We start from the raw sequence: 21,681 nt of genomic DNA on the forward strand, positions 1-21,681 counted from the left end.
AGGCCTTCGATCGGGCGTCCCTGCCGGTCCTGACGGGCAAAGCACGGCGCCAGCGCCGATTCGATCTCGGCCCACGGCATGCGGGTTGCCAATACCGCGAGCGGGTGACGCAGATCGATCATCGCATCCAGCCGGGCGCGGAAAAAGTCCGGGGTGGTCATTGAAAACCTGCGCTCCAAATCTTCCAGAAAGTGAATGCGATTGCACTGGAAACTGGAGGATTCGGCAAGGCCTCAAGGGTGCTCAGCCCGCGCCGGGTAAGGGGCGGGCGGGTTGTTCAGGGCCGACTCGTTACTGTCGGTCCGACGCGTGGCGACCAGATCGCGATCCTCAAGGGCCTGAAGGCGGGCGACGAAGTCGTCACCAGCGGCCAGCTCAAGCTGAAGACCGGCACGGCGGTGACCATCGACAACAAGGTGCAGCCGCTGAACGAGGCCGATCCGCGGCCGACCGAAGAATGAAGGGGCGGCCCGGGGCGCAGCCATGAAATTCACAGACATCTTCATCCGCAATCCGGTCCTGGCGACCGTGGTGAGCCTGCTGATCCTCGTGCTCGGCCTGCGCGCGCTCGCGCAGCTGCCGGTGCGCGAGTTCCCGCAGTCGGAAATCGCCACGGTCACGGTGACCACGCAGTACTACGGCGCCAACTCCGACGTCATCGCCGGCTTCATCACCACGCCGCTGGAGGCGGCGATCGCGCAGGCGCAGGGCATCGACTACATGAGCTCGACGAGCCTGGCCGGCACCAGCACGATCACCGCCAGCCTGCAGCTCAACTACGACTCGAACCGCGCGCTGACCGAGATCAGCGCCAAGGTCAACTCGGTGCTGAACCAGCTGCCGCCGCAGTCGCAGCAGCCGGTCATCACCGTGTCGACCGGCGAATCGACCGACTCGATGTATCTCGGCTTCTCCAGCGAGACGCTGCCGGGCAACAAGATCACCGACTACCTGATCCGCGTCGTCAAGCCGAAGCTGCAGACGATTCCCGGCGTGCAGCTGGCCGAGATCCTCGGCGAGCGGCAGTTCGCGCTGCGCGCCTGGCTCGATCCCGACAAGCTCGCCGCGCACGGCCTGACCGCGCAGGACATCTACACGGCGCTGTCGGCCAACAACTACATCTCGGCGCTCGGCAGCACCAAGGGCCAGATGGTGACGGTCGACATCACCGCCGGCACCGATCTGCACACCGTCGAGGAATTCAAGCAGCTCGTCGTCAAGCAGAGCGGCATCTCGGTGGTGCGGCTGCAGGACGTCGCCAACGTCACGCTCGGCGCCGAGCAGTACGACTTCGACGCGCTGATGGACGACCGGCAGGCCGTGTTCGTCGGCATCAAGGTCGCGCCCGAAGCCAACGTACTGGAAGTGATCAAGAAGGTCCGCGACGCGTTCCCGGACATCCAGGCGCAGCTGCCGGCCGGCATCAACGGCAAGATCAACTACGACGCCACCGACTACATCAACAACGCCATCGACGAGGTCATCAAGACGCTGATCGAGGCGCTGGTGATCGTCACGCTGGTGATCTTCCTGTTCCTCGGCGCGCCGCGCTCGGTGCTGATTCCGGCGCTGGCGATTCCGCTGTCACTGATCGGCGGCTTCTTCATCATGCTGGTGCTCGGCTACTCGATCAATCTGCTGACGCTGCTGGCGCTGGTGCTGGCGATCGGCCTGGTCGTCGACGACGCGATCATCGTCGTCGAGAACGTCGACCGCCATCTGAAGGAAGGCAAGACGCCGATGCAGGCGGCGCTGATCGGCGCGCGCGAACTCGCCGGTCCGATCATCGCGATCTCGGTGGTGCTGATCGCGGTCTACGTGCCGATCGGCTTCCAGGGCGGCCTGACCGGCTCGCTGTTCTCGGAGTTCGCGTTCACGCTGGCCGGCGCCGTCGGCGTGTCGGCGGTGGTGGCGCTGACCCTGTCGCCGATGCTGGCCTCGCGCTTCCTCAAGCAGGAGCATCAGGAGAGCCGGCTGGTCAAGCTGATCGACCGCAACTTCGAGTGGGCGCGCGGCCGCTACGAGCGCATGCTCGGCGCGATTCTCAAGGGCTGGCCGGCGGTGGTGACGTTCGGCTTCATCATCATCGCCCTGATCTTCGTGATGGTGAAGATGTCGCAGCAGGAGCTGGCGCCGGAGGAAGATCAGAGCTTCATGATCGTCTACGGCTACTCGCTGCCGAACGCCTCGACGCAGCAGATGCGCGGGTACAGCAAGCAGATCTACGACATCATCGCCTCGCATCCGGAGCACCAGCAGGTGTTCCAGTTCACCGGCGTCAACGGCCAGAACACGACGCTCTCCGGCATCATCCTCAAGCCCTGGGACCAGCGCGAGATGACCGCCGGCCAGCTGCAGCCGATCCTGCAGAACGAGGTCAACGGCGTCGCCGGCGCGACCGTGTACGCGTCGCTGCCGCCGCCGCTGCCGGTCGGCACCGGCGGCGTCAACACGCCGGTCGCCTTCGTGCTCGGCACGACCGAGCCGTTCGCCAACCTCGACGAGGTCGCGCAGCGCATCCTCGCCAAGGCCCAGGCCAGCGGCAAGTTCTTCTACATCGATACCGATCTGAAGATCGACAAGCCGCAGGTGACGGTCAATGTCGACCGCAACAAGGTGGCGGCGCTGGGCCTGACGATGCAGGACGTCGGCAGCGCGCTCGGCGCCATGCTCGGCGGTGGCTACGTCAACTACTTCAGCATCTCGGGACGTTCGTACAAGGTCATCCCGCAGGTCCAGCAGTTCGACCGCATCAATCCGGAGCAGTTGAAGGACTACTACATCCGTACCGCCAGCGGCGCGGTGGTCCCGGCGTCGACGGTGATCTCGATGAAGACCGAGGCGATCCCGACGCGCATCAGCCACTTCCAGCAGCTGAACTCGGCGACGTTCTCGGCGGTGCCGAACGCGTTCGCCGGCGTCACGCTCGGCGATGCGCTGACGTACCTGCGCGGCCTCGCCGACGAGATGGCGCCGCTCGGCTATACCGTCGACTACGCCGGCCAGTCGCGCCAGTACATGCAGGAGTCGAGCTCGTTCGCGCTGACCTTCGCGTTCGCCGTCATCATCATCTTCCTGGCGCTCGCCGCGCAGTTCGGCAGCTTCCGCGATCCGCTGATCGTGATGATGTCGGTGCCGATGGCGATCTTCGGCGCGATGGTGTTCATCTTCTGGGGCGTCAAGAAGGCGACGCTGAACATCTACACGGAAGTCGGTCTCGTCACCCTGATCGGCCTGATCGCCAAGCACGGCATCCTGATCGTGCAGTTCGCCAACGACGAGCAGAAGGCCGGCCGCTCGAAGTGGGACGCGGTGACGGCCGCGGCCGGCATCCGCCTGCGTCCGATCCTGATGACGACGGCGGCGATGGTGCTGTCGGTCGTGCCGCTGGTGATCGCCACCGGCGCCGGCGCCGTCGGCCGCAACCACATGGGTCTGGTGATCTTCGCCGGCATCTCGATCGGCACGCTGTTCACGCTGTTCGTGGTGCCGGCGATGTACCTGTGGCTCGCCGCCGAGCATCGCCAGAAGGAAGTCGGCGCCGACGAGGACGTCGACGCGGTCCATCCGGCACCCGGCGTGCCCTGAGGCGCGCCGCGCTCTCGCGTCGGATCTGGCCCCGCGGCTCGCCGCGGGGCTTTTTTCGTTTGGCCCGCGCGCCGCGCTAAGATGGCGGACCGGCCGCAACGCACGGCCCCCGGACGACAAGTCCTCATATCCCCTGCGAGAAAGAGATGGCGTATTCCCGTATCGTCGGTACCGGCAGCTACCTGCCTGCCCAGGCCCTGAGCAACCAGGAGCTGGAGAGCCGCATCGACACCAGCGACGAGTGGATCTTCTCGCGCACCGGCATCCGCAGCCGCCACGTCGCGGCGCCGGACGAAAAGACCTCGGATCTCGCGCTGAACGCCGCGCGCCAGGCGCTCGACGCCGCCGGCATCGAAGCCGCCGAGGTCGATCTGATCGTCGTCGCGACGACGACGCCGGACATGATGTTCCCGTCGACCGCGGCGCTGCTGCAGCACAAGCTCGGCATCAAGGGCTGCGCCGCGCTCGACGTGCAGGCGGTCTGCACCGGCTTCGTCTACGCGCTCGCGATCGCCGACAAGTTCGTCTCCAGCGGCCAGAGCAAGTGCGCGCTGGTCGTCGGCGCCGAGGTGTTCTCGCGCCTGCTCGACTGGAGCGACCGGCGCACCTGCGTGCTGTTCGGCGACGGCGCCGGCGCGGTGGTGCTCAAGCGCAGCGACACGCCGGGCATTCTGTCGACGCATCTGCACGCCGACGGCAGCCAGAGCGGCATCCTCAACGTGCCGGGCTCGGTCCACAACGGCGAGATCCAGGGCCGCGCCTTCGTCTACATGGACGGTCCGGCAGTGTTCAAGTTCGCGGTCAAGGTGCTCGACGAGGTCTGCCGCGAGGCGCTCGACGCCAACGGCCTGAAGGGCAGCGACCTCGACTGGCTGGTGCCGCACCAGGCCAACATCCGCATCATCCAGGCCACCGCCGACAAGCTCGGTCTGCCGCGCGAGCGCATCGTCACCACGGTCGAGCAGCAGGGCAACACCTCCGCCGCCTCGGTGCCGCTGGCGCTCGACGCGGCGGTGCGCGACGGCCGCATCCAGCGCGGCCACAAGGTCATGCTCGAAGCGGTCGGCGGCGGCATGACCTGGGGCGCCGCGCTGCTGGTGTTCTGAGCGCGAATTCGCCTGCTGCGCGGGCCGATCTCGCGTCCCTCGTGCTCGCTGTGCACTAGTACCGCTGTGCGCGGCGAACGCGGCCTCGGCCCTGCTTGCAACGGCGACTTTTCCGCGCGGTGAGCGGGATGTGGCCGGGCGCGGCGCGGCGCTTCGCGCGCGCCGCAAGAGTCCCGAAGAGTCCGTGCAGCCAGGCATCCAGCTGGAGCGCAGCGCCGCGCCGTTGCGTCGGCTCTTGCTTTTTTGGGGGCCCTGAGGGGCGCACCGAGCAGTGCAGCGCGCACAGGGGATGGCGTGCCAGGACGGCGCGACCAGTCGCCATCGCGACCGGGATGTCGCGTTGGCAACGACCCCGAACACGTGAGCAGCGCAGACTCCGCTCGCGTCAGCGAGCGGTGCGGCCCTCAGGGTATACTTTCTTTTGGCCGAAAGGCGAAATGAAAAGGCCGGATCCAGAAGCACGGCGCAAAGATGCGGCACGCGCGCAGGGCCGGGAACGCCGCTTTCGTCACGATGACGGTCCCGGGCCTGGTGGACTTCCGTTGCTGCGGACGACAAGCTCGGCGCCTCAGAGTCGCGCCTTCTCCATCGCCTTCAAATGCCGCCACAGCGTCGTGCGCGAGATGCCGAGGGCGTCGGCGGCGCGCTGGCGGTCGCCGCCATGGCGCCGCAGGGCATCGGCGATCCGCGCCGGGTCGAGCGTGCCGCGCGCGGCCTTCGTGTCGGCGGCGACGGGCGCGGGCTGCGGCGCCGGCGTGGCGGCGACCGGCGCGGACGCCGCGGCATCGGCGAGCTCCGGCGCGCAGCGCAGCAGCAGCGGCCGCGTCAGCGCCGACAGCGGCGATTCGGCATGCGCGAGCACGGCGAGCCGCTCGGCGAGATTGCGCAGCTCGCGCACGTTGCCGGGCCAGGCGTACTGCAGCAGCAGCGTCTGCGCGGGATCGTCGAGCGTCATCGCGCCGGCGCCGGCGGCGCGCAGGAAGTTCATCAGCAGCAGCGGGATGTCGTCCGGGTGCTCGCGCAGCGGCGCGAGCGCGATGCGCAGCACGTTGAGGCGATAGTAGAGATCGCGCCGGAAGCGGCCGTCGGCGGCGAGGCGGTCGAGCGCGCAGTGCGTGGCGGCGATCACGCGCACGTCGACCGGCGTCGGCCGCGTCGCGCCGACACGCAGCACCTCGCGCTCTTCGAGCACGCGCAGCAGGCGCGTCTGCAGCGGCAGCGGCATCTCGCCGATCTCGTCGAGGAACAGCGTGCCGCCGTTCGCCGCCTCGATCAGGCCGACGCGGCCGCCGCGCCGCGAGCCGGTGAACGCGCCTTCGGTGTAGCCGAACAGCTCGGATTCGAGCAGCGATTCGGCGATCGCGCCGCAGTTGACGGCGATGAAGGGCGCGTCGCGCCGCGGACTGGCGCCGTGCAGCGCCTGCGCGACCAGTTCCTTGCCGGTGCCGGTCTCGCCGGTGATCAGCACGGTGCGGTCGGAGATGCCGTAGAGGCGCACCTGGTCGCGCAGCGCGACCATCGTTTCGCTGTTGCCGATCAGGCGGCGCAGGCTGTAGCGCGCGTCGGACGAGGCCGGATTGCGGCGCGGCCCGCTGCGCGCGCTCGCCAGCAGGCGCGCGAGGTCGATGGCCTGCTCGAACGCGCGGCGGATCGACGCCGGCGAGTACATGAGGATGCCGGCGACGCCGGCGCGGTCGGCCAGCTCGGAGATGTAGCCGGTGCCGACGATCGCGCCGCAACCGAGCGCGACCAGCTCGGCGACCGCGTCGCGCGCTTCCTCGGCGTTGCTGTACGAGCGCTGCTCGATCTGCAGGCCGAACTGCTGCTTGAAGGCGCTGAACGCGGGCAGGTCGCCGCCGTAGGTGACGATGCCGATGCGCGGCGAGTGGTGGCGGGCGCGCGTCAGCGCCTGCATCAGATCGAAGCCGTCCGGGCGGATCAGGACGATCGGCTTGTCGATGCGGTTGCGCAGGTACTCGCCGTTGCTGCCGGCCGAGAGCACGACGTCGCAGTCTTCGGTGCGCAGGCGCTCGCGGATGCGCGTGACCGCTTCCTCGAAGCCGACATCCAGCGTCTCGATATGGGCGCGGCCGTCGAACTCCGGGGTGATGTCGCGCAGCAGGCTCGACAGCCGCGTGACGCTGACCGTCCAGATCGTCGGCAGGAAGCCATCCGGGGTTTGCATGGCGCGCATTATGTTCCAAGTCGGCGTTCACGTGTTTCGTGAAACTCGAGATTGAAACATTGCGTGTTTCATCGCGTCGTGGCGCCTTGTCCGGTGCTCGACGATATTTCTTTTCAATCAAAGAGCTATGAACGGTCTGGCAATTCGGGGCCGGCTGGCACGGCCCTTGAGTGCAAAGCGCCACCATTCACCGGTGGACGCCCCGGCCCTGCGCCGCGCTGTTCGTCCGCCGATCACTGAGGAGCCGTCATGACGTCTTCCGCCGGTGCGCGTTTCCGCGCCGCCCTTGCTGCCGAAAAGCCCTTGCAGGTCATCGGTGCCATCAATGCCAACCACGCGCTGCTCGCGCAGCGCGCCGGCTTCAAGGCCATCTATCTGTCGGGCGGCGGCGTCGCCGCCGGTTCGCTGGGCCTGCCGGACCTCGGCATCAACACCATGGACGACGTGCTCACCGACGTCCGTCGCATCACCGACGTCTGCGAGCTGCCGCTGCTGGTCGACATCGATACCGGCTTCGGTCCTTCGGCGTTCAACATCGAGCGCACGATCAAGAGCCTGATCAAGGCCGGCGCCGCCGCCTGCCACATCGAGGACCAGGTCGGCGCCAAGCGCTGCGGTCATCGTCCCGGCAAGGAAATCGTCTCGCAGGGCGAGATGGTCGACCGCGTCAAGGCCGCCGCCGATGCCAAGACCGATCCGGACTTCTTCCTGATCGCCCGCACCGACGCGATCCAGGCCGAAGGCGTCGACGCCGCGCTCGAACGCGCGATCGCCTGCGTCGAGGCCGGCGCCGACGCGATCTTCGCCGAAGCCGCCTACGATCTGCCGACGTACAAGAAGTTCGTCGATGCGCTGAAGGTGCCGGTGCTCGCCAACATCACCGAATTCGGCGCCACGCCGCTGTTCTCGCGCGACGAGCTGGCCTCGGTCGGCGTCGGCATCCAGCTGTACCCGCTGTCGGCGTTCCGCGCCGCCAACAAGGCCGCCGAGGCGGTCTACACCTCGATCCGCCAGAACGGTCACCAGAAGGACGTGCTCGATCTCATGCAGACGCGCGCCGAGCTCTACGACCGCATCGGCTATCACGCTTTCGAGCAGAAGCTCGACGCACTGTTCGCCGCCAAGAAGAAGTAAGGCTGCGTCGCCCCACACAACAGGAGAGCATTCACGATGAGCGAAACCACCGCTGCCCCGACCTTCAAGCCGAAGAAGTCCGTCGCGCTGTCCGGCACCGCCGCCGGCAACACCGCGCTGTGCACCGTCGGCCGTTCCGGCAACGACCTGCACTATCGCGGCTACGACATCCTCGATGTCGCCGCGCAGTGCGAATTCGAGGAAATCGCCCACCTGCTGGTGCACGGCAAGCTGCCGAACGTCGCCGAGCTGGCCGCCTACAAGGCCAAGCTGAAGTCGCTGCGCGGCCTGCCGGCCGCCGTGAAGACTGCGCTCGAACAGCTGCCGCCGTCGGCGCATCCGATGGACGTCATGCGCACCGGCGTCTCGGTGCTCGGCTGCGTCAAGCCGGAGAAGGATGACCACAATCATCCGGGCGCGCGCGACATCGCCGACAAGCTGATGGCCTCGCTCGGCTCGATGCTGCTGTACTGGTACCACTACGCCTACAACGGCAAGGTCATCGACGTCGAAACCGACGACGACTCGATCGGCGGTCACTTCCTGCACCTGCTGCACGGCGTCAAGCCGCCGGAGAGCTGGGTCAAGGCGATGCACACCTCGCTGGTGCTGTACGCCGAACACGAGTTCAACGCCTCGACCTTCACCTGCCGCGTCGTCGCCGGCACCGGCTCCGACATGTACTCGGCGATCTGCGGCGGCATCGGCGCGCTGCGCGGCCCGAAGCACGGCGGCGCCAACGAAGTCGCGTTCGAGATCCAGAAGCGCTACGACAATCCGGACGAAGCGGAAGCCGACATCAAGGCCCGCGTCGAGAAGAAGGAAGTCGTCATCGGCTTCGGCCACCCGGTCTACACGATCGCCGACCCGCGCAACAAGGTCATCAAGGAAGTCGCGCGCGATCTGTCCAAGGAAGCGGGCAGCATGAAGATGTTCGACATCGCCGAGCGTCTGGAAACGGTGATGTGGGACATCAAGAAGATGTTCCCGAACCTCGACTGGTTCAGCGCCGTCAGCTATCACATGATGGGCGTGCCGACCGACATGTTCACGCCGCTGTTCGTCATCGCCCGCACCTCGGGCTGGAGCGCGCACATCATCGAGCAGCGCATCGACGGCAAGATCATCCGTCCGTCCGCCAACTACGTCGGCCCGGAAGATCTCAAGTTCGTGCCGCTGAAGGACAGAAAGTAGCGCTGCGAGTAGCGTGGCGGGCCCCCACGCGAAAGCGTGGGGATCCTAGCGTTACGAGTCAGCGCAATCGGCGTCTCGCGATAGCGAGGCGCCGATCGTTGCGAAACCATTGTCTTCTTCTGTTGCAGCCAGCGTTCAGTGCAAGCCATGACCAACACCGCCTTCCGCAAGAACCTCCCGGGCACGCAGCTCGACTACTACGACGCGCGTGCCGCCGTCGATGCCATCAAGCCCGGCGCCTGGGCGACGCTGCCGTACACGGCGCGCGTGCACGCCGAGAACCTCGTGCGCAAGGCCGAGCCCGGCAAGCTCAATGCGTATCTCGGCCAGCTCATCGAGCGCAAGCGCGATCTCGACTTTCCGTGGTTCCCGGTGCGCGTCGTGTGCCACGACATCCTCGGCCAGACCGCGCTCGTCGATCTCGCCGGCCTGCGTGATGCGATCGCCGACATGGGCGGCGATCCGGCCAAGGTGAATCCGGTCGTGCCGGTGCAGCTGATCGTCGACCACTCGCTGGCCGTCGAGCACGCCGGTTTCGAGAAGGATGCGTTCGCCAAGAACCGCGCGATCGAGGATCGCCGCAACGACGACCGCTTCCACTTCATCAACTGGACCAAGGAAGCGTTCAAGAACATCGACGTCATTCCGCCGGGCAACGGCATCATGCATCAGATCAATCTGGAGCGGATGAGCCCGGTGATCTACACGCAGGACGGCGTCGCCTTCCCGGATACCTGCGTCGGCACCGACTCGCACACGCCGCACGTCGATAGTCTGGGCGTCATCGCCATCGGCGTCGGCGGCCTCGAAGCCGAGAACGTCATGCTCGGCCGCGCGTCGTGGATGCGCCTGCCGGACATCGTCGGCGTCGAGCTCTCCGGCAAGCCGCAGCCGGGCATCACGGCGACCGACGTGGTGCTCGCACTGACCGAGTTCCTGCGCAAGGAAAAGGTCGTCGGTGCATATCTGGAATTCCGTGGCGAAGGCGCTGCGGCGCTGACGCTCGGCGATCGCGCGACGATCTCCAACATGGCGCCGGAGTATGGTGCGACGGCGGCGATGTTCTTCATCGACCAGAACACGCTCGACTACCTGACGCTGACCGGCCGCGACGCCGCGCAGGTCAAGCTGGTCGAGACCTACGCGAAGACCGCGGGCCTGTGGGCGGATGATCTGAAGACCGCGCAGTACGAGCGCGTGCTGAAGTTCGACCTGTCGACCGTCGTGCGCAACATGGCCGGCCCGTCGAACCCGCACAAGCGCCTGCCGGTCAGCGCGCTGCACGAGCGCGGCATCGCCGTCGATCTCGACAAGGCGCTGCAGCAGGAAAGCCAGGGCCTGATGCCGGATGGCGCGGTGATCATCGCCGCGATCACCAGCTGCACCAACACCTCGAACCCCGCCAACGTCATCGCCGCCGGCCTGCTCGCGCGCAACGCCGTGCAGAAGGGTCTCGTGCGCAAGCCTTGGGTCAAGACCTCGCTCGCGCCCGGATCGAAGGCCGTCGAGCTGTACCTGAAGGAAGCCGGCCTGCTCGACGATCTCGAAGCACTCGGCTTCGGCATCGTCGCCTTCGCCTGCACGACCTGCAACGGCATGTCCGGCGCGCTCGATCCGAAGATCCAGCAGGAGATCATCGACCGCGATCTGTACGCGACCGCCGTGCTGTCGGGCAACCGCAACTTCGACGGCCGCATCCATCCGTACGCCAAGCAGGCCTTCCTCGCGTCGCCGCCGCTGGTCGTCGCCTACGCGATCGCCGGCACCGTGCGCTTCGACATCGAGAAGGACGTGCTCGGCAAGGACAAGGACGGCAAGGAAATCCGTCTCAAGGACATCTGGCCGAGCGACGAGGAGATCAAGGCCGTCATCGCCAGCAGCGTCAAGCCGGAGATGTTCCGCAAGGTCTACGACCCGATGTTCACGTTCAAGGTCGTCGACGACAAGAGCACCAAGCCGCTCTACAACTGGCGCCCGCAGAGCACCTACATCCGCCGCCCGCCGTACTGGGAAGGCGCGCTGGCCGGCGAACGCACGCTGAAGGGTCTGCGTCCGCTCGCCGTGCTGCCGGACAACATCACCACCGACCATCTCTCGCCGTCGAACGCGATTCTCGGCAACAGCGCCGCCGGCGAATACCTGGCGAAGATGGGCCTGCCGGAGGAGGACTACAACTCCTACGCGACGCACCGCGGCGATCACCTCACCGCGCAGCGCGCAACCTTCGCCAATCCGCAGTTGATGAACGAGATGGTGCGCAACGCGGACGGCACGGTGAAGAAGGGTTCGCTGGCGCGCGTCGAGCCGGAAGGCAAGGTCATGCGCATGTGGGAAGCGATCGAGACCTACATGGAGCGCAAGCAGCCGCTGATCATCGTCGCCGGCGCCGACTACGGCCAGGGCTCGTCGCGTGACTGGGCGGCCAAGGGCGTGCGTCTGGCCGGCGTCGAGGCGATCGTCGCCGAAGGCTTCGAGCGCATCCACCGCACCAACCTGATCGGCATGGGCTGCCTGCCGCTCGAGTTCAAGCCGGGCACGACGCGCCTGACGCTGGGCATCGACGGCACGGAGACCTTCGACGTCGTCGGCAAGCTCGCGCCGCGCACGACGCTGACGCTGGTGATCCATCGCAAGAACGGCGAGAAGGTCGAAGTGCCGGTGACCTGCCGTCTCGATTCCGACGAGGAAGTCTCGATCTACCAGGCGGGCGGCGTGCTGCAGCGCTTCGCGCAGGACTTCCTGGAGTCCAGCAAGGCGGCCTGAGCGCGGTCAGAATCTCATCCGGTTGTCGATTTCGCCGGCGCCCGTTCGACGTATCGGCAGGAGGACAGCACAGGGGTGCTGTCCCCGGATGAGATTTTCTGAAGGAGAAACTGCCATGACCGGTACCGTCCGCTTCCACCGTGTCCTTCGCGCGCCGGCCGAGCGCATCTACCGTGCGTTCATCGACCCGGCGGCGATGTGCAAATGGCTGCCGCCGTACGGTTTCACCGCCACCGTGCACAGCATGGATGCGCGCGTCGGCGGCAGTTACCGCATGTCATTCACCAACTTCGGCACCGGCCACACGCATTCGTTCGGCGGCAAGTATCTGGAGCTGAAGCCCGGCGAGCGCCTGCGCTACGTCGACGCGTTCGAAGACCCGAACCTGCCCGGCGAGATGCAGGTGAGCGTCGATCTGAAGGCCGTTTCCTGCGGCACCGAAGTCACGATCGTCCAGGAAGGCATCCCCGACGCGATCCCGACCGAGTTCTGCTATCTCGGCTGGCAGGAATCGCTGGCGATGCTCGCCAACCTCGTCGAACCCGATATTCCCGACGGCGCCTGATGTCCTCGCGCGTCGGCCCACAGAGGCTCACATGACCCACGTACCGCAGATCAAAGTCCCCGCCACCTACATGCGCGGCGGCACGTCGAAAGGCGTGTTTTTCAAGCTCGACGACCTGCCGGAGCGCTGCCGCGTGCCCGGCGAGGCGCGCGACAAGTTCCTGCTGCGCGTGATCGGCTCGCCGGATCCGTACGGCGCGCAGATCGACGGCATGGGCGGCGCCACGTCCAGCACCAGCAAGACCGTGATCCTGTCGAAGAGCTCCAAGCCCGACCACGACGTCGACTACCGATTCGGCCAGGTGTCGATCGACAAGCCCTTCGTCGACTGGTCCGGCAACTGCGGCAACCTCACCGCCGCGGTCGGCTCGTTCGCGATCAACAACGGCCTCGTCGATGCGGCGCGCATCCCGCAGAACGGTCACTGCGTCGTGCGCATCTGGCAGACGCAGATCAACAAGACCATCATCGCCCACGTGCCGATCACGAACGGCCAGGTGCAGGAAACCGGCGACTTCGAACTCGACGGCGTGACCTTCCCGGCCGCCGAAGTGCAGATCGAATTCCTCGATCCCGCCGAGGAGGGCGACGAAGGCGGCTCGATGTTCCCGACCGGAAATCTCGTCGACGACCTCGAAGTGCCGGGCGTCGGCACGCTCAAGGCGACGATGATCAACGCCGGCATCCCGACCGTCTTCATCAACGCCGCCGACATCGGCTACACCGGCACCGAGCTGCGCGAAGCGATCAACAGCGATGCCAAGGCGCTGGCCATGTTCGAGACCATCCGCGCCTACGGCGCGCTGCGCATGGGCCTGATCAAGGACGTCAGCGAAGCCGCCAAGCGCCAGCACACGCCGAAGGTCGCCTTCGTTGCGCCACCGAAGGATTACAAGGCGTCGAGCGGCAAGGAGATCAAGGCCAGCGACATCGATCTCAACGTGCGCGCGCTGTCGATGGGCAAGCTGCACCACGCGATGATGGGCACCGCAGCCGTGGCGATCGGCACCGCCGCGGCGATCCCCGGCACGCTGGTCAACCTCGCCGCCGGCGGCGGCGAACGCGAAGCGGTGCGCTTCGGCCACCCGTCCGGCTCCTTGCGCGTCGGCGCTGCCGCCGTGCAGGAGCCCTTGCCGAACGGGGGGGCTCAGTGGGTCGTCAAGAAAGCCATCATGTCGCGCTCCGCGCGCGTGCTGATGGAAGGCTGGGTGCGCGTGCCGGGCGATGCGTTCTAAGCGCTTGCGCTCATGATGCGGTCGTAAAGCAAAGGCCCGGACGGCGACGTCCGGGCCTTTCTGCATCTAGTGCTGTGGCGGCTTGGTGCCAATTGCGGTCGTTTAACGCCTAGCTTCACCTGCGGCCTTGACGACGCGAAGCGGCGGCAAGGACGTCGGGTGGAAGCGTTGGTTGGGCATGAACCGCAGCCTCAGCGAAGGAGCGCAGAGGGTTGTCTTGTGGTGCCGCCGAGATGACGGCGGAGTAAAAATCTTGAGGCGAACGAAGATAGAGCGGCACTGACCAAGCCATGCCCGAGGCTCGTGAAATACGGACATAAGGCAGCCCCAAAAAAGAACGCGCCTTTGCTTCTGTTATGTCGGGCCAGCTCAGACGGCTGACTCGGTAGAGCACCAGACCCTGCTCACTGATTGACACGGTGCAAATAGCCACGCACATGGCAAGCATGAGCACCACTTTTGCAGTTAAGGCGACCGCAACCCAATAGTGGGGCCACAGAGCTAAGAGCAGCACACCGAGAAGAATGAGTAGAAGCCACCAGCGACGCAGCCCGACCTCAAGGTAGAACACGCGGCTCATGCTGTTCATGCCCAACAGCTAATAGACGGATGCTGGGGTCAGCTTATTCATTCCGCCGGCTACGGCTGTAAATCCCGATAAGCGATTGATTCCCATATCCCGTTCCCCTGCGATGCGGCATAAGCATGCCGAGCGATCCCCGCCTCATGATGCCGTATCGCACAACGGGATGTCCCACGATCCTGAGAACTGGCGCACGCTGCCCGAAGGTGCATCATGGCGGCGCCTATCCCATGCGAGGAGCCGCCGCCATGTCTTCTCCCGATACGCCGTCCGCCGCCCGCCCCGAATGGGATGCGGTGCTCGTCGACATCGTCGATTACGTCGAGCGCCACGAGGTGCGGTCGGCGCTGGCCTATGAGACCGCGCGCCACTGCCTGATCGACACGCTCGGCTGCGGGCTGGAAGCGCTCGGGTATCCGGCCTGCACCAAGCTGCTCGGGCCGCTGGTGCCGGGCACGGTGGTGCCGAACGGCGCGAAGGTGCCGGGCACGCCGTTCCGGCTCGATCCGGTGCAGGCGGCGTTCAACCTCGGCACGATGATCCGCTGGCTGGACTTCAACGACACCTGGCTCGCGGCGGAGTGGGGGCATCCTTCCGACAATCTCGGCGGCATCCTCGCTGTGGCCGACTGGCTGAGCCGCGAGGCGGTCGCCGCCGGCAAGCCGCCGCTGGCGATGCGCGCGGTGCTCACGGCGATGATCAAGGCACACGAGATCCAGGGCTGCATCGCGCTGGAGAATTCGTTCAATCGCGTCGGCCTCGACCACGTGGTGCTGGTCAAGGTGGCGACGACGGCGGTGGTCGGGCAGTTGCTCGGCCTGTCGCGCGAGGAAATGCTCAACGCGGTGTCGCTGGCCTGGGTCGACGGCCAGTCGCTGCGCACCTATCGCCACGCGCCGAACACGGGCTCGCGCAAGAGCTGGGCGGCGGGCGACGCGACCAGTCGCGGCGTGCGTCTGGCGCTGATGGCGCGCACCGGCGAGATGGGTTATCCCTCGGTGCTCACGGCCAGGACCTGGGGCTTCTACGACGTCAGCTTTGGCGGCCAGCCGTTCCGCTTCCAGCGCCCGTACGGCTCGTACGTGATGGAGAACGTGCTGTTCAAGATCAGCTTCCCCGCCGAGTTCCACGGCCAGACCGGCGCCGAGGCGGCGATGCAGGTGCATGCGCTGCTGAAGGCCTGCGGCAGGACGGCCGCGGACATTCGCCGCATCACCATCCGCACGCAGGAAGCCTGCCGACGCATCATCGACAAGCACGGGCCGCTCGACAATCCGGCCGACCGCGACCACTGCATCCAGTACATGGTCGCGGTCGCGATCCTCTACGGCCGCCTGACGGCGGACGATTACGAGGACGAGGTCGCCGCCGATCCGCGCATCGACGCGCTGCGCGAGAAGATCGTCTGCGTCGAAGACCCGCAGTTCACCAAGGACTATCACGACCCGGACAAGCGCAGCATCGCCAATGCGCTGCGCGTCGAGTTCACGGACGGCAGCGCGCTCGACGAGGTCGTCGTCGAATATCCGATCGGCCATCGCCGGCGCCGTGCCGAGGGCCTGCCGCTGCTCGAAGCCAAGTTCAAGACCAATCTCGCGCGCCGTTTCGCGCCGCGCCAGCAGCAGCGCATCCTCGACGCCTCACTCGACCCGGCCACGCTGGAGCGCTTGCCGGTGCACGAGTACGTCGATCTGTACGCGCTCTGAGCGGCGTGGTCCGAGCGCACGCCGGACGTACACAGGTCGGCGCGTACGCGGAGCGGTCTGCGTGCGCGGCCTTCACAATCCGGCCGCGCGCGCGACGAACACCAGCCCGGCGCCGATCAGGCCGAGGCCGACGAACTGCGCGATGCGTACGCCGCGCGGCGTCAGCCGCTCGGCGCTGATCGCGGCGCTCACCAGCAGCATGGCGCGCAGGTCCATGAGGCCGGTGACGAGCAGCACCGCCGTGAGATTGGCGCAGCAGGCCACGCAGCGCCGCCCGAGGCGCAGGCCGTGCCGCCACGCGGCGCCGGCACCGGGCGCGGCGTGCGCGCACGCATCGGCCTCGCGGCAGCAGGCCAGACGACGCTGCTTCCAGGTGCCGAGCTGCATCGCGCCGGCGATCAGGACCACGAGGGCGCTTGCCAGCGGTTCGGCGCGCGCCAGTGACGGCAGCCGCCATTCGGCCGCCGTCAGCGCGACGCTGAGCGCGAAGACCACTGCGCCGGCCGCCGTCCACACGCTGCAGTAGCCGAGGCCGGCGAGCGCGGTCAGACGCGCGGCGCGGGGCACGCACGCTGCGGCGAGCGCCTGCCGGTAGCGCCACAGCGGCGGCGTCGCCACCGGCAGCATCATCGCCGCCATCATCACGATCCACATGACGATGAACGCGGCGGCAGCGCCCGGCCCGCTGCGCTCCGGCAGCCACATCGTCTTCATCGCGCCGCCGCCGCACATCGGCAGCGCCGCGAAGGGCGGCGCCGGCAGGCTCCACGCGACCGTCAGCGCGGCGCTGCCGGCGAACAGCAGGGCCGCGCCGCCGAAGAAGGCGCGTCGCGACGCGTCCACGCGCCGCTCAGCGCGCGCCGTACTCGTCGTGGCGACGCCACCAGACGCCGCTTTCGTTGCGGCCCTTCGGGGCGTGGTCGAGCCACTGGTACATGCCCCACAGCCGATCGACGCCGCGCGAGTACGCCGAGTAGGTGTGGTAGACGACGCCGTCTTCGAGCACGAAGGTGCTGAGCCCCGGTCGGTCGCGTGTGTACGTGGGTGCGTCGGTGCCGCTCATCGCCGCCTGGATGGCGACCGGCTCGGGCACCGCGGTCGTCGCGTCCATGACGTGGCCGGCGCGGTGGTAGTTGTATTCGATGCTGCCGTCGCGCTGCTGCTGCTCGGTGAAGGCGACGTTGAAGTCGAAGTTGAAGTCGCTGTCGCGCGAGGACGCCCACGGAAAGGTCCAGCCCATGCGTTTCTTGTAGGCCTGAAGTTTTTCGAGCGGCGCGCGCGAGACCGCGGTCAGCGCGACGTCGTGGTTCGCGAGGTGCACGGCGATGCCGTTGAAGCCGTCGGCGATCGCCGAGCACGACGGACAGCCGGCGGTGTAGTCCGGGCCGAACATGAAGTGATAGACCATCAGTTGCGAGCGGCCGCCGAACAGCTCGGCCAGTGTCGCCGGGCCCTGCTCGGTGTCGAAGCGGTAATCCTGATCGACGCGGACCCAGGGCAGCGCCTGGCGCTGCGCGGCGAGCGCGTCGCTGCGCCGCGTCAACTCCTTCTCGGCGGCGAGCAAATCAAGACGCGCTTGCAGCCACTGCGCGCGGGTGGCGGTTTTGTGCTTTTCCATGACGGGACTCCTGGGTGGGATTGCGAAGGTTCGTGCCGCACGACCGTTCAAGTTCGCCACGACGGGCGGCCGGGCCGGTGTATGTGCCGTGCATCCGGACCGCGGGCGAAGGATGGCCGGCGTCTGCGAGCGGATCGGGTGAGGCTTGCGTCCGCACCTGCGGCGCGCCGCAGCGTCGACATGGCGGTGCGCAGGAGTCTTTCGGTCGCGATGGCTTCCACTGGCTTTGTCTCCTGCGGATCGGTCGTTGCGTCGTCGCCGGCGACGGCGGTCGTCGGCCTTGCGCTAGATTAGGAATGGACCGGGCAACGCAGGGAGTGACAAGTGTGTCGCGATTGCGGTGAGCGCTTGCGATGGATTCGCTGATCACGGCTGCAGGGCGCGCGCTCGCCGCCGGCGATCCGCTCGGCGCCCTGCAGCGCGTGGCCCTGCGCGACGACGCGCCGGCGCTCGCGCTGCGCGGCATCGCGATGGCGCAGCTCGGCGATCTGCCGCGCGCGCGCCAGCTCGTGCGACGTGCGGCGCGGGCGTTCGGCGCCCGCGCGCCGGTGTCGCGCGCACGCTGCGTCGTCGCCGAAGCCGAGATCGCGCTCGCTGCGCGCGAGCTCGGCTGGCCGGTGAAGTCATTGCATCTGGCGCGCGCGACGCTGGCCGCGCACGGCGACGCCGTCAATGCCGCACACGCGCAACTGCTCGACGTGCGCCGCCTGCTGCTGCTCGGCCGCCTCGACGAAGCCGAGCAGGCGCTCGACGGCTGCGCGGCGTCGCCATTGCCGCCCGCGTTGCGCGCCGTGCACGGCCTGCTGGTCGCCGGCATCGCGCTGCGGCGCCTGCGGACCGATGCGGCGCAGCGCGCGCTGGCCGGCGCGGCGCAGGCGGCCGCGCAGGCGCGCATCGCGGCGCTCGGCGCGGAGGTCGAGCACGCGGCCCGCGCATTGCACGAGCCGGCGGCGCGGCTGATCGCGCGCGGTCGCGAACGCAGCCTGCGGTTCGCCGAGGTCGAGGCCTTGCTCGCCTCGCGTCGCTTCGTCGTCGACGCCTGCCGCTACGCGGTGCGGGATGCGGACGTGCAGGTCTCGCTGGCGCGGCGCCCGGTGTTGTTCACGCTCGTGCGCGTGCTCGCCGAGGCCTGGCCGGCCGACGCCTCGCGCGACCATCTGGCCGCGCAGGCTTTTCGTGCGCGGCAGCTCGATGCGTCGTACCGCGCGCGCCTGCGCGTCGAGATCGGACGGCTGCGCCGGGCCTTGCGGCCGCTCGCCGAGGTGTATGCCACGGCGGCGGGTTTCGCGCTGCGCCCGCACCGGGCGCGCGAGGTCGTGGTGCTGGCACGGCCGCGGCACGAGAACCACGCCGCCGTGCTGGCGCTGCTCGCCGACGGCGAGTCCTGGTCGAGCTCGGCGCTGGCGCTGGCATTGGCGACGAGCCAGCGCAGCGTGCAGCGCGCGCTCGAAGCGCTCGCCGCCGACGGCAAGGTGCAGGCCTTCGGTCGCGGCCGCGCGCGGCGCTGGCTGACGCCGCCGCTGCCCGGATTCGCGACAAGCTTGTTACTCCCGACGCCGCTGCCGGGCGATTAAGGTGAGTCCGGCGCCGATCGCGCCCGACGATGGAGGATGACCGCATGAAACGACAGGCAGCCGAGATCATTCGCGAGCAGGGACCGTTTCCGGGCATCGCCCAGGTGCACGGTGTGAGTTACGACGGCCACGCGGTCTGGATCGCCGGCGGCGACCGTCTGGCCGCGCTCGATCCGGACAGCGGCGAAATGCAGCGCGCGCTCGATATCGCCGCGCATGCCGGCACCGCGTTCGACGGCGCGCACCTGTACCAGATCGCCGAGGACCGCATCCAGAAAATCGATCCGCGCAGCGGCCGCGTCGTCGCAACGATCCCGGCGCCGGGCGGCGGCGGCGATTCCGGCATGGCCTGGGCGGAAGGCTCGCTGTGGGTCGGGCAGTATCGCGAACGCAAGATCCATCAGATCGATCCCGACAGCGGCGCGATCCTGCGCACGATCGAGTCGAACCGCTTCGTCACCGGCGTGACCTGGGTCGACGGCGAGCTGTGGCACGGCACCTGGGAAGGCGAGCAGAGCGAACTGCGGCGCATCGATCCGCGCAGCGGCGAGGTCCTTGATGCGCTCGAACTGCCGCCGGGCGTCGGCGTCTCCGGGCTCGAGTTCGACGGCGGCGAGCGCTTCTTCTGCGGCGGCGGCAACAGCGGCAAGCTGCGCACGCTGCGCCGCCCGAAGCGCGGCGCGGCGAGCTAGCGCCGATCCGGATGGCGCCGCCGTCGCGAGGCCGGCGCACCGTGGCGATGGCGCCCCGTGGCGATGCTGAGACGTCACTGGCGGCGTGCGCCGCGGGCGGGCGCCTCGCCATGATGAGGTACGGTTTTTCAGCAGTTCACTGCGCGCCGGCGCACGAGCGTCGGCCGAGCGCCGCGCGATCGTCGGCGCCGCGATGTGCCGCGATGCACCGTGGTCGCGGCCGGCGCGGCATTGATCGTCGCCGCCGTTCTGGCAAGCTGCGCGCCGGAACTTTGCAGGAAGCCCCGTTGTGACCAACGCTGAAGCCGGGAAGAACGGCAAGATCGAAGGCGTGCGCCGCCGCCTGCTCGGCCTGCGGCCGGTGTCGCTGGTGTCGTGGCGCGACGCGATCGCGACGCTGACGCCGATTGTGCTGCTCAGCGCCGCGGCGATCTTCGCGACCCTGCACTTCGTGCGGCCGGCGCCGCCGCTGCATCTGGTCATGGCCGGCGGCCCGGACGGCAGCAACTTCCGCGCGGTCGCCGAGCGCTACCGGCAGATCCTCGCGCGCAACGGCATCGAGCTGCAGGTGCTGTCCTCGCACGGCTCGGCGGACAACCTCGACATGCTGGCGGAGAACAAGGTCGACATCGCCCTCGTGCAGTCCGGCGTGACGCGCGACGGCGACGTTTCCGACATCGTCTCGCTCGGCACCATGTTTCGCCAGCCGGTGACGATCTTCTACCGCGCGCCGAAGCCGATCGAGCGCCTGTCGCAGCTGGCCGGCCGGCGCATCGCCATCGGCCACGAGGGCAGCGGCACGCGCGTGCTGGCGATGACGCTGCTCGACGGCAACGGCATCGAGCCCGGCGGCGCGACGCAGTTCTTCGATCTCGAAGGCGGCGACGCGGCGGCGGCGCTGCTGGCGCGCAAGATCGACGCGGCGTTCCTGTCCGGCGATTCGGCCAACCTCGGCGCCGTACGCGATCTGCTGCATGCCGACGGCATCCGCCTGTTCGACTTCGTGCAGGGCGAGGCCTACGAGCGCCGCTATCGCTACCTCAACCGCTTCGAGCTGCCGCCGGGCGCTTTCGATCTCGGCGCCAACCTGCCGGACCATCGCATCACGATGCTGGCGCCGACCGTCGAGCTGCTCGCGCATGCGGATCTGCATCCGGCGCTGTCCGATCTGCTGGTCGAGGCCGCGCAGGAAGTGCACGGCCGCGGCACGCTGATGCAGAACCCCGGCGAGTTCCCGCACGCGATCGAACACGATTACCCGATGAGCGACGACGCGGCGCGCTACTACAAGTCCGGCAAGGGCCTGGCGTACCGCTATCTGCCGTTCTGGCTCGCCAGCCTCGTCAATCGCGCCGCGGTGGTGCTGCTGCCGATCGTCGTCGTGCTGATCCCCGGCCTGCGCTTCGCGCCGTATCTGTACGGCTGGCGCATCAAGCGGCGCATCTACAAGCACTACGGCGAGCTGATGGCGCTGGAGCGCGCGATGCTGGAGCCGATGACGCCGGAGCAGCGCGCCGCGCTGCTCGCGCAGCTCGACAAGATCGAGAAGTCGGTGGTCGGCACCAAGATGCCGGGCGCGTTCGCCGATCAGGCCTACATCCTGCGTCGCCACATCCACTTCGTGCGCGACGGCCTCGGCGCCGGCGCGACGCGCGAGGACGACGAGGTGGCGCTGCTGCGCTGAGGCGCGTCGCCACGCGGCAGCCGCTTTGTTGCGCGGGTCTGTGCCATTGCGCATG

The 21,681-nt window shown here is 68.2% G+C and carries 16 protein-coding genes and 1 pseudogene; 12 read left to right on the forward strand and 5 right to left on the reverse strand.

Going from position 1 to position 21,681, the window contains the following annotated elements; all coding sequences use genetic code 11:
- Positions 1-161: pseudogene (locus H149_RS23130) on the reverse strand (IS5/IS1182 family transposase); the annotation flags it as partial.
- Between the two features lie 30 nt (positions 162-191).
- Here H149_RS23130 and H149_RS24465 point away from each other — a divergent pair.
- The 3 genes from H149_RS24465 to H149_RS0107735 all read left to right on the forward strand — a co-directional run bounded on the left by H149_RS24465 (position 192) and on the right by H149_RS0107735 (position 4,694).
- Positions 192-461 (forward strand): permuted SH3 domain-containing protein, encoded by a 270-nt coding sequence (locus H149_RS24465; protein WP_211213563.1) that lies wholly within the window; start codon positions 192-194, stop codon positions 459-461.
- Positions 462-483: 22 nt separating this feature from the next.
- Positions 484-3,588 carry an efflux RND transporter permease subunit gene (locus tag H149_RS0107730; protein ID WP_020649174.1) on the forward strand — a complete coding sequence of 1,035 codons (3,105 nt, stop codon included), beginning with the start codon at positions 484-486 and terminating at the stop codon, positions 3,586-3,588.
- A gap of 146 nt (positions 3,589-3,734) precedes the next feature.
- On the forward strand, positions 3,735-4,694 hold the full coding sequence (locus H149_RS0107735; RefSeq protein ID WP_020649175.1) for a beta-ketoacyl-ACP synthase III: 960 nt from the start codon (positions 3,735-3,737) through the stop codon (positions 4,692-4,694).
- Positions 4,695-5,262: 568 nt separating this feature from the next.
- On the opposite strand, the gene prpR is transcribed toward H149_RS0107735, so the two are convergent.
- Positions 5,263-6,888: a propionate catabolism operon regulatory protein PrpR gene (prpR, locus tag H149_RS0107745; RefSeq protein ID WP_020649176.1), complete on the reverse strand. Its 1,626-nt coding sequence runs from the start codon at positions 6,886-6,888 to the stop codon at positions 5,263-5,265.
- A 240-nt stretch (positions 6,889-7,128) separates the two neighbouring features.
- Here prpR and prpB point away from each other — a divergent pair, with 240 nt between their 5' ends.
- From prpB to prpF, 5 genes are all read left to right on the forward strand, one after another.
- Positions 7,129-8,013 (forward strand): methylisocitrate lyase, encoded by an 885-nt coding sequence (gene prpB, locus H149_RS0107750; protein ID WP_026352974.1) that lies wholly within the window; start codon positions 7,129-7,131, stop codon positions 8,011-8,013.
- Positions 8,014-8,049: 36 nt separating this feature from the next.
- Complete coding sequence (prpC, locus tag H149_RS0107755; RefSeq protein WP_020649178.1) at positions 8,050-9,207, forward strand: bifunctional 2-methylcitrate synthase/citrate synthase; 1,158 nt, start codon at positions 8,050-8,052, stop codon at positions 9,205-9,207.
- 147 nt (positions 9,208-9,354) lie between these two features.
- The gene (gene acnD / locus H149_RS0107760; RefSeq protein ID WP_020649179.1) at positions 9,355-11,970 is read left to right on the forward strand and encodes a Fe/S-dependent 2-methylisocitrate dehydratase AcnD; all 2,616 of its coding nucleotides are present in this window, start codon (positions 9,355-9,357) and stop codon (positions 11,968-11,970) included.
- Between the two features lie 115 nt (positions 11,971-12,085).
- Positions 12,086-12,535: an SRPBCC family protein gene (locus H149_RS0107765; protein ID WP_020649180.1), complete on the forward strand. Its 450-nt coding sequence runs from the start codon at positions 12,086-12,088 to the stop codon at positions 12,533-12,535.
- A gap of 31 nt (positions 12,536-12,566) precedes the next feature.
- Positions 12,567-13,769 carry a 2-methylaconitate cis-trans isomerase PrpF gene (gene prpF, locus H149_RS0107770; RefSeq protein WP_020649181.1) on the forward strand — a complete coding sequence of 401 codons (1,203 nt, stop codon included), beginning with the start codon at positions 12,567-12,569 and terminating at the stop codon, positions 13,767-13,769.
- Positions 13,770-13,884: 115 nt separating this feature from the next.
- Here the strand turns inward: prpF and H149_RS23135 are convergent, their stop codons facing one another.
- Positions 13,885-14,358, reverse strand: coding sequence for a hypothetical protein (locus H149_RS23135; RefSeq protein ID WP_154654695.1), 474 nt, complete (start codon positions 14,356-14,358; stop codon positions 13,885-13,887).
- Between the two features lie 242 nt (positions 14,359-14,600).
- Between H149_RS23135 and H149_RS0107775 the strand changes: the two genes are divergently transcribed.
- Positions 14,601-16,058 carry a bifunctional 2-methylcitrate dehydratase/aconitate hydratase gene (locus tag H149_RS0107775; RefSeq protein WP_026352975.1) on the forward strand — a complete coding sequence of 486 codons (1,458 nt, stop codon included), beginning with the start codon at positions 14,601-14,603 and terminating at the stop codon, positions 16,056-16,058.
- Between the two features lie 72 nt (positions 16,059-16,130).
- Here the strand turns inward: H149_RS0107775 and H149_RS20150 are convergent, their stop codons facing one another.
- On the reverse strand, positions 16,131-16,901 hold the full coding sequence (locus tag H149_RS20150; protein WP_020649183.1) for a DUF2182 domain-containing protein: 771 nt from the start codon (positions 16,899-16,901) through the stop codon (positions 16,131-16,133).
- Positions 16,902-16,908: 7 nt separating this feature from the next.
- A complete protein-coding gene (locus H149_RS0107785) occupies positions 16,909-17,676 on the reverse strand; it encodes a DUF899 domain-containing protein (protein WP_020649184.1) in 768 nt (255 codons plus the stop codon).
- Positions 17,677-18,029: 353 nt separating this feature from the next.
- On the opposite strand from H149_RS0107785, the gene H149_RS0107790 reads away from it, so the two are divergent.
- The 3 genes from H149_RS0107790 (at position 18,030) to H149_RS0107800 (ending at position 21,626) form a co-directional block, all read left to right on the forward strand.
- On the forward strand, positions 18,030-19,250 hold the full coding sequence (locus tag H149_RS0107790; protein WP_020649185.1) for a hypothetical protein: 1,221 nt from the start codon (positions 18,030-18,032) through the stop codon (positions 19,248-19,250).
- 44 nt (positions 19,251-19,294) lie between these two features.
- Positions 19,295-19,942 (forward strand): Vgb family protein, encoded by a 648-nt coding sequence (locus tag H149_RS0107795; RefSeq protein WP_020649186.1) that lies wholly within the window; start codon positions 19,295-19,297, stop codon positions 19,940-19,942.
- 289 nt (positions 19,943-20,231) lie between these two features.
- Positions 20,232-21,626, forward strand: a complete 1,395-nt coding sequence (locus H149_RS0107800; protein ID WP_020649187.1) for a TAXI family TRAP transporter solute-binding subunit — start codon at positions 20,232-20,234, stop codon at positions 21,624-21,626.
- Positions 21,627-21,681: the final 55 nt, after the last annotated feature.

The sequence above is a fragment of the Solimonas variicoloris DSM 15731 genome (assembly GCF_000382285.1).
GTDB classification, from domain to species: Bacteria; Pseudomonadota; Gammaproteobacteria; order Nevskiales; family Nevskiaceae; genus Solimonas; species Solimonas variicoloris.

Coding starts and splice junctions, on each gene's coding strand:
- H149_RS0107730 (WP_020649174.1), top strand. CDS start 484: ATGAAATTCACAGACATCTTCATCCGCAATCCGGTCCTGGCGACCGTG.
- H149_RS0107735 (WP_020649175.1), top strand. CDS start 3,735: ATGGCGTATTCCCGTATCGTCGGTACCGGCAGCTACCTGCCTGCCCAG.
- prpR (WP_020649176.1), bottom strand. CDS start 6,888: ATGCGCGCCATGCAAACCCCGGATGGCTTCCTGCCGACGATCTGGACG.
- prpB (WP_026352974.1), top strand. CDS start 7,129: ATGACGTCTTCCGCCGGTGCGCGTTTCCGCGCCGCCCTTGCTGCCGAA.
- prpC (WP_020649178.1), top strand. CDS start 8,050: ATGAGCGAAACCACCGCTGCCCCGACCTTCAAGCCGAAGAAGTCCGTC.
- acnD (WP_020649179.1), top strand. CDS start 9,355: ATGACCAACACCGCCTTCCGCAAGAACCTCCCGGGCACGCAGCTCGAC.
- H149_RS0107765 (WP_020649180.1), top strand. CDS start 12,086: ATGACCGGTACCGTCCGCTTCCACCGTGTCCTTCGCGCGCCGGCCGAG.
- prpF (WP_020649181.1), top strand. CDS start 12,567: ATGACCCACGTACCGCAGATCAAAGTCCCCGCCACCTACATGCGCGGC.
- H149_RS23135 (WP_154654695.1), bottom strand. CDS start 14,358: ATGAACAGCATGAGCCGCGTGTTCTACCTTGAGGTCGGGCTGCGTCGC.
- H149_RS0107775 (WP_026352975.1), top strand. CDS start 14,601: ATGTCTTCTCCCGATACGCCGTCCGCCGCCCGCCCCGAATGGGATGCG.
- H149_RS0107785 (WP_020649184.1), bottom strand. CDS start 17,676: ATGGAAAAGCACAAAACCGCCACCCGCGCGCAGTGGCTGCAAGCGCGT.
- H149_RS0107790 (WP_020649185.1), top strand. CDS start 18,030: ATGGATTCGCTGATCACGGCTGCAGGGCGCGCGCTCGCCGCCGGCGAT.
- H149_RS0107795 (WP_020649186.1), top strand. CDS start 19,295: ATGAAACGACAGGCAGCCGAGATCATTCGCGAGCAGGGACCGTTTCCG.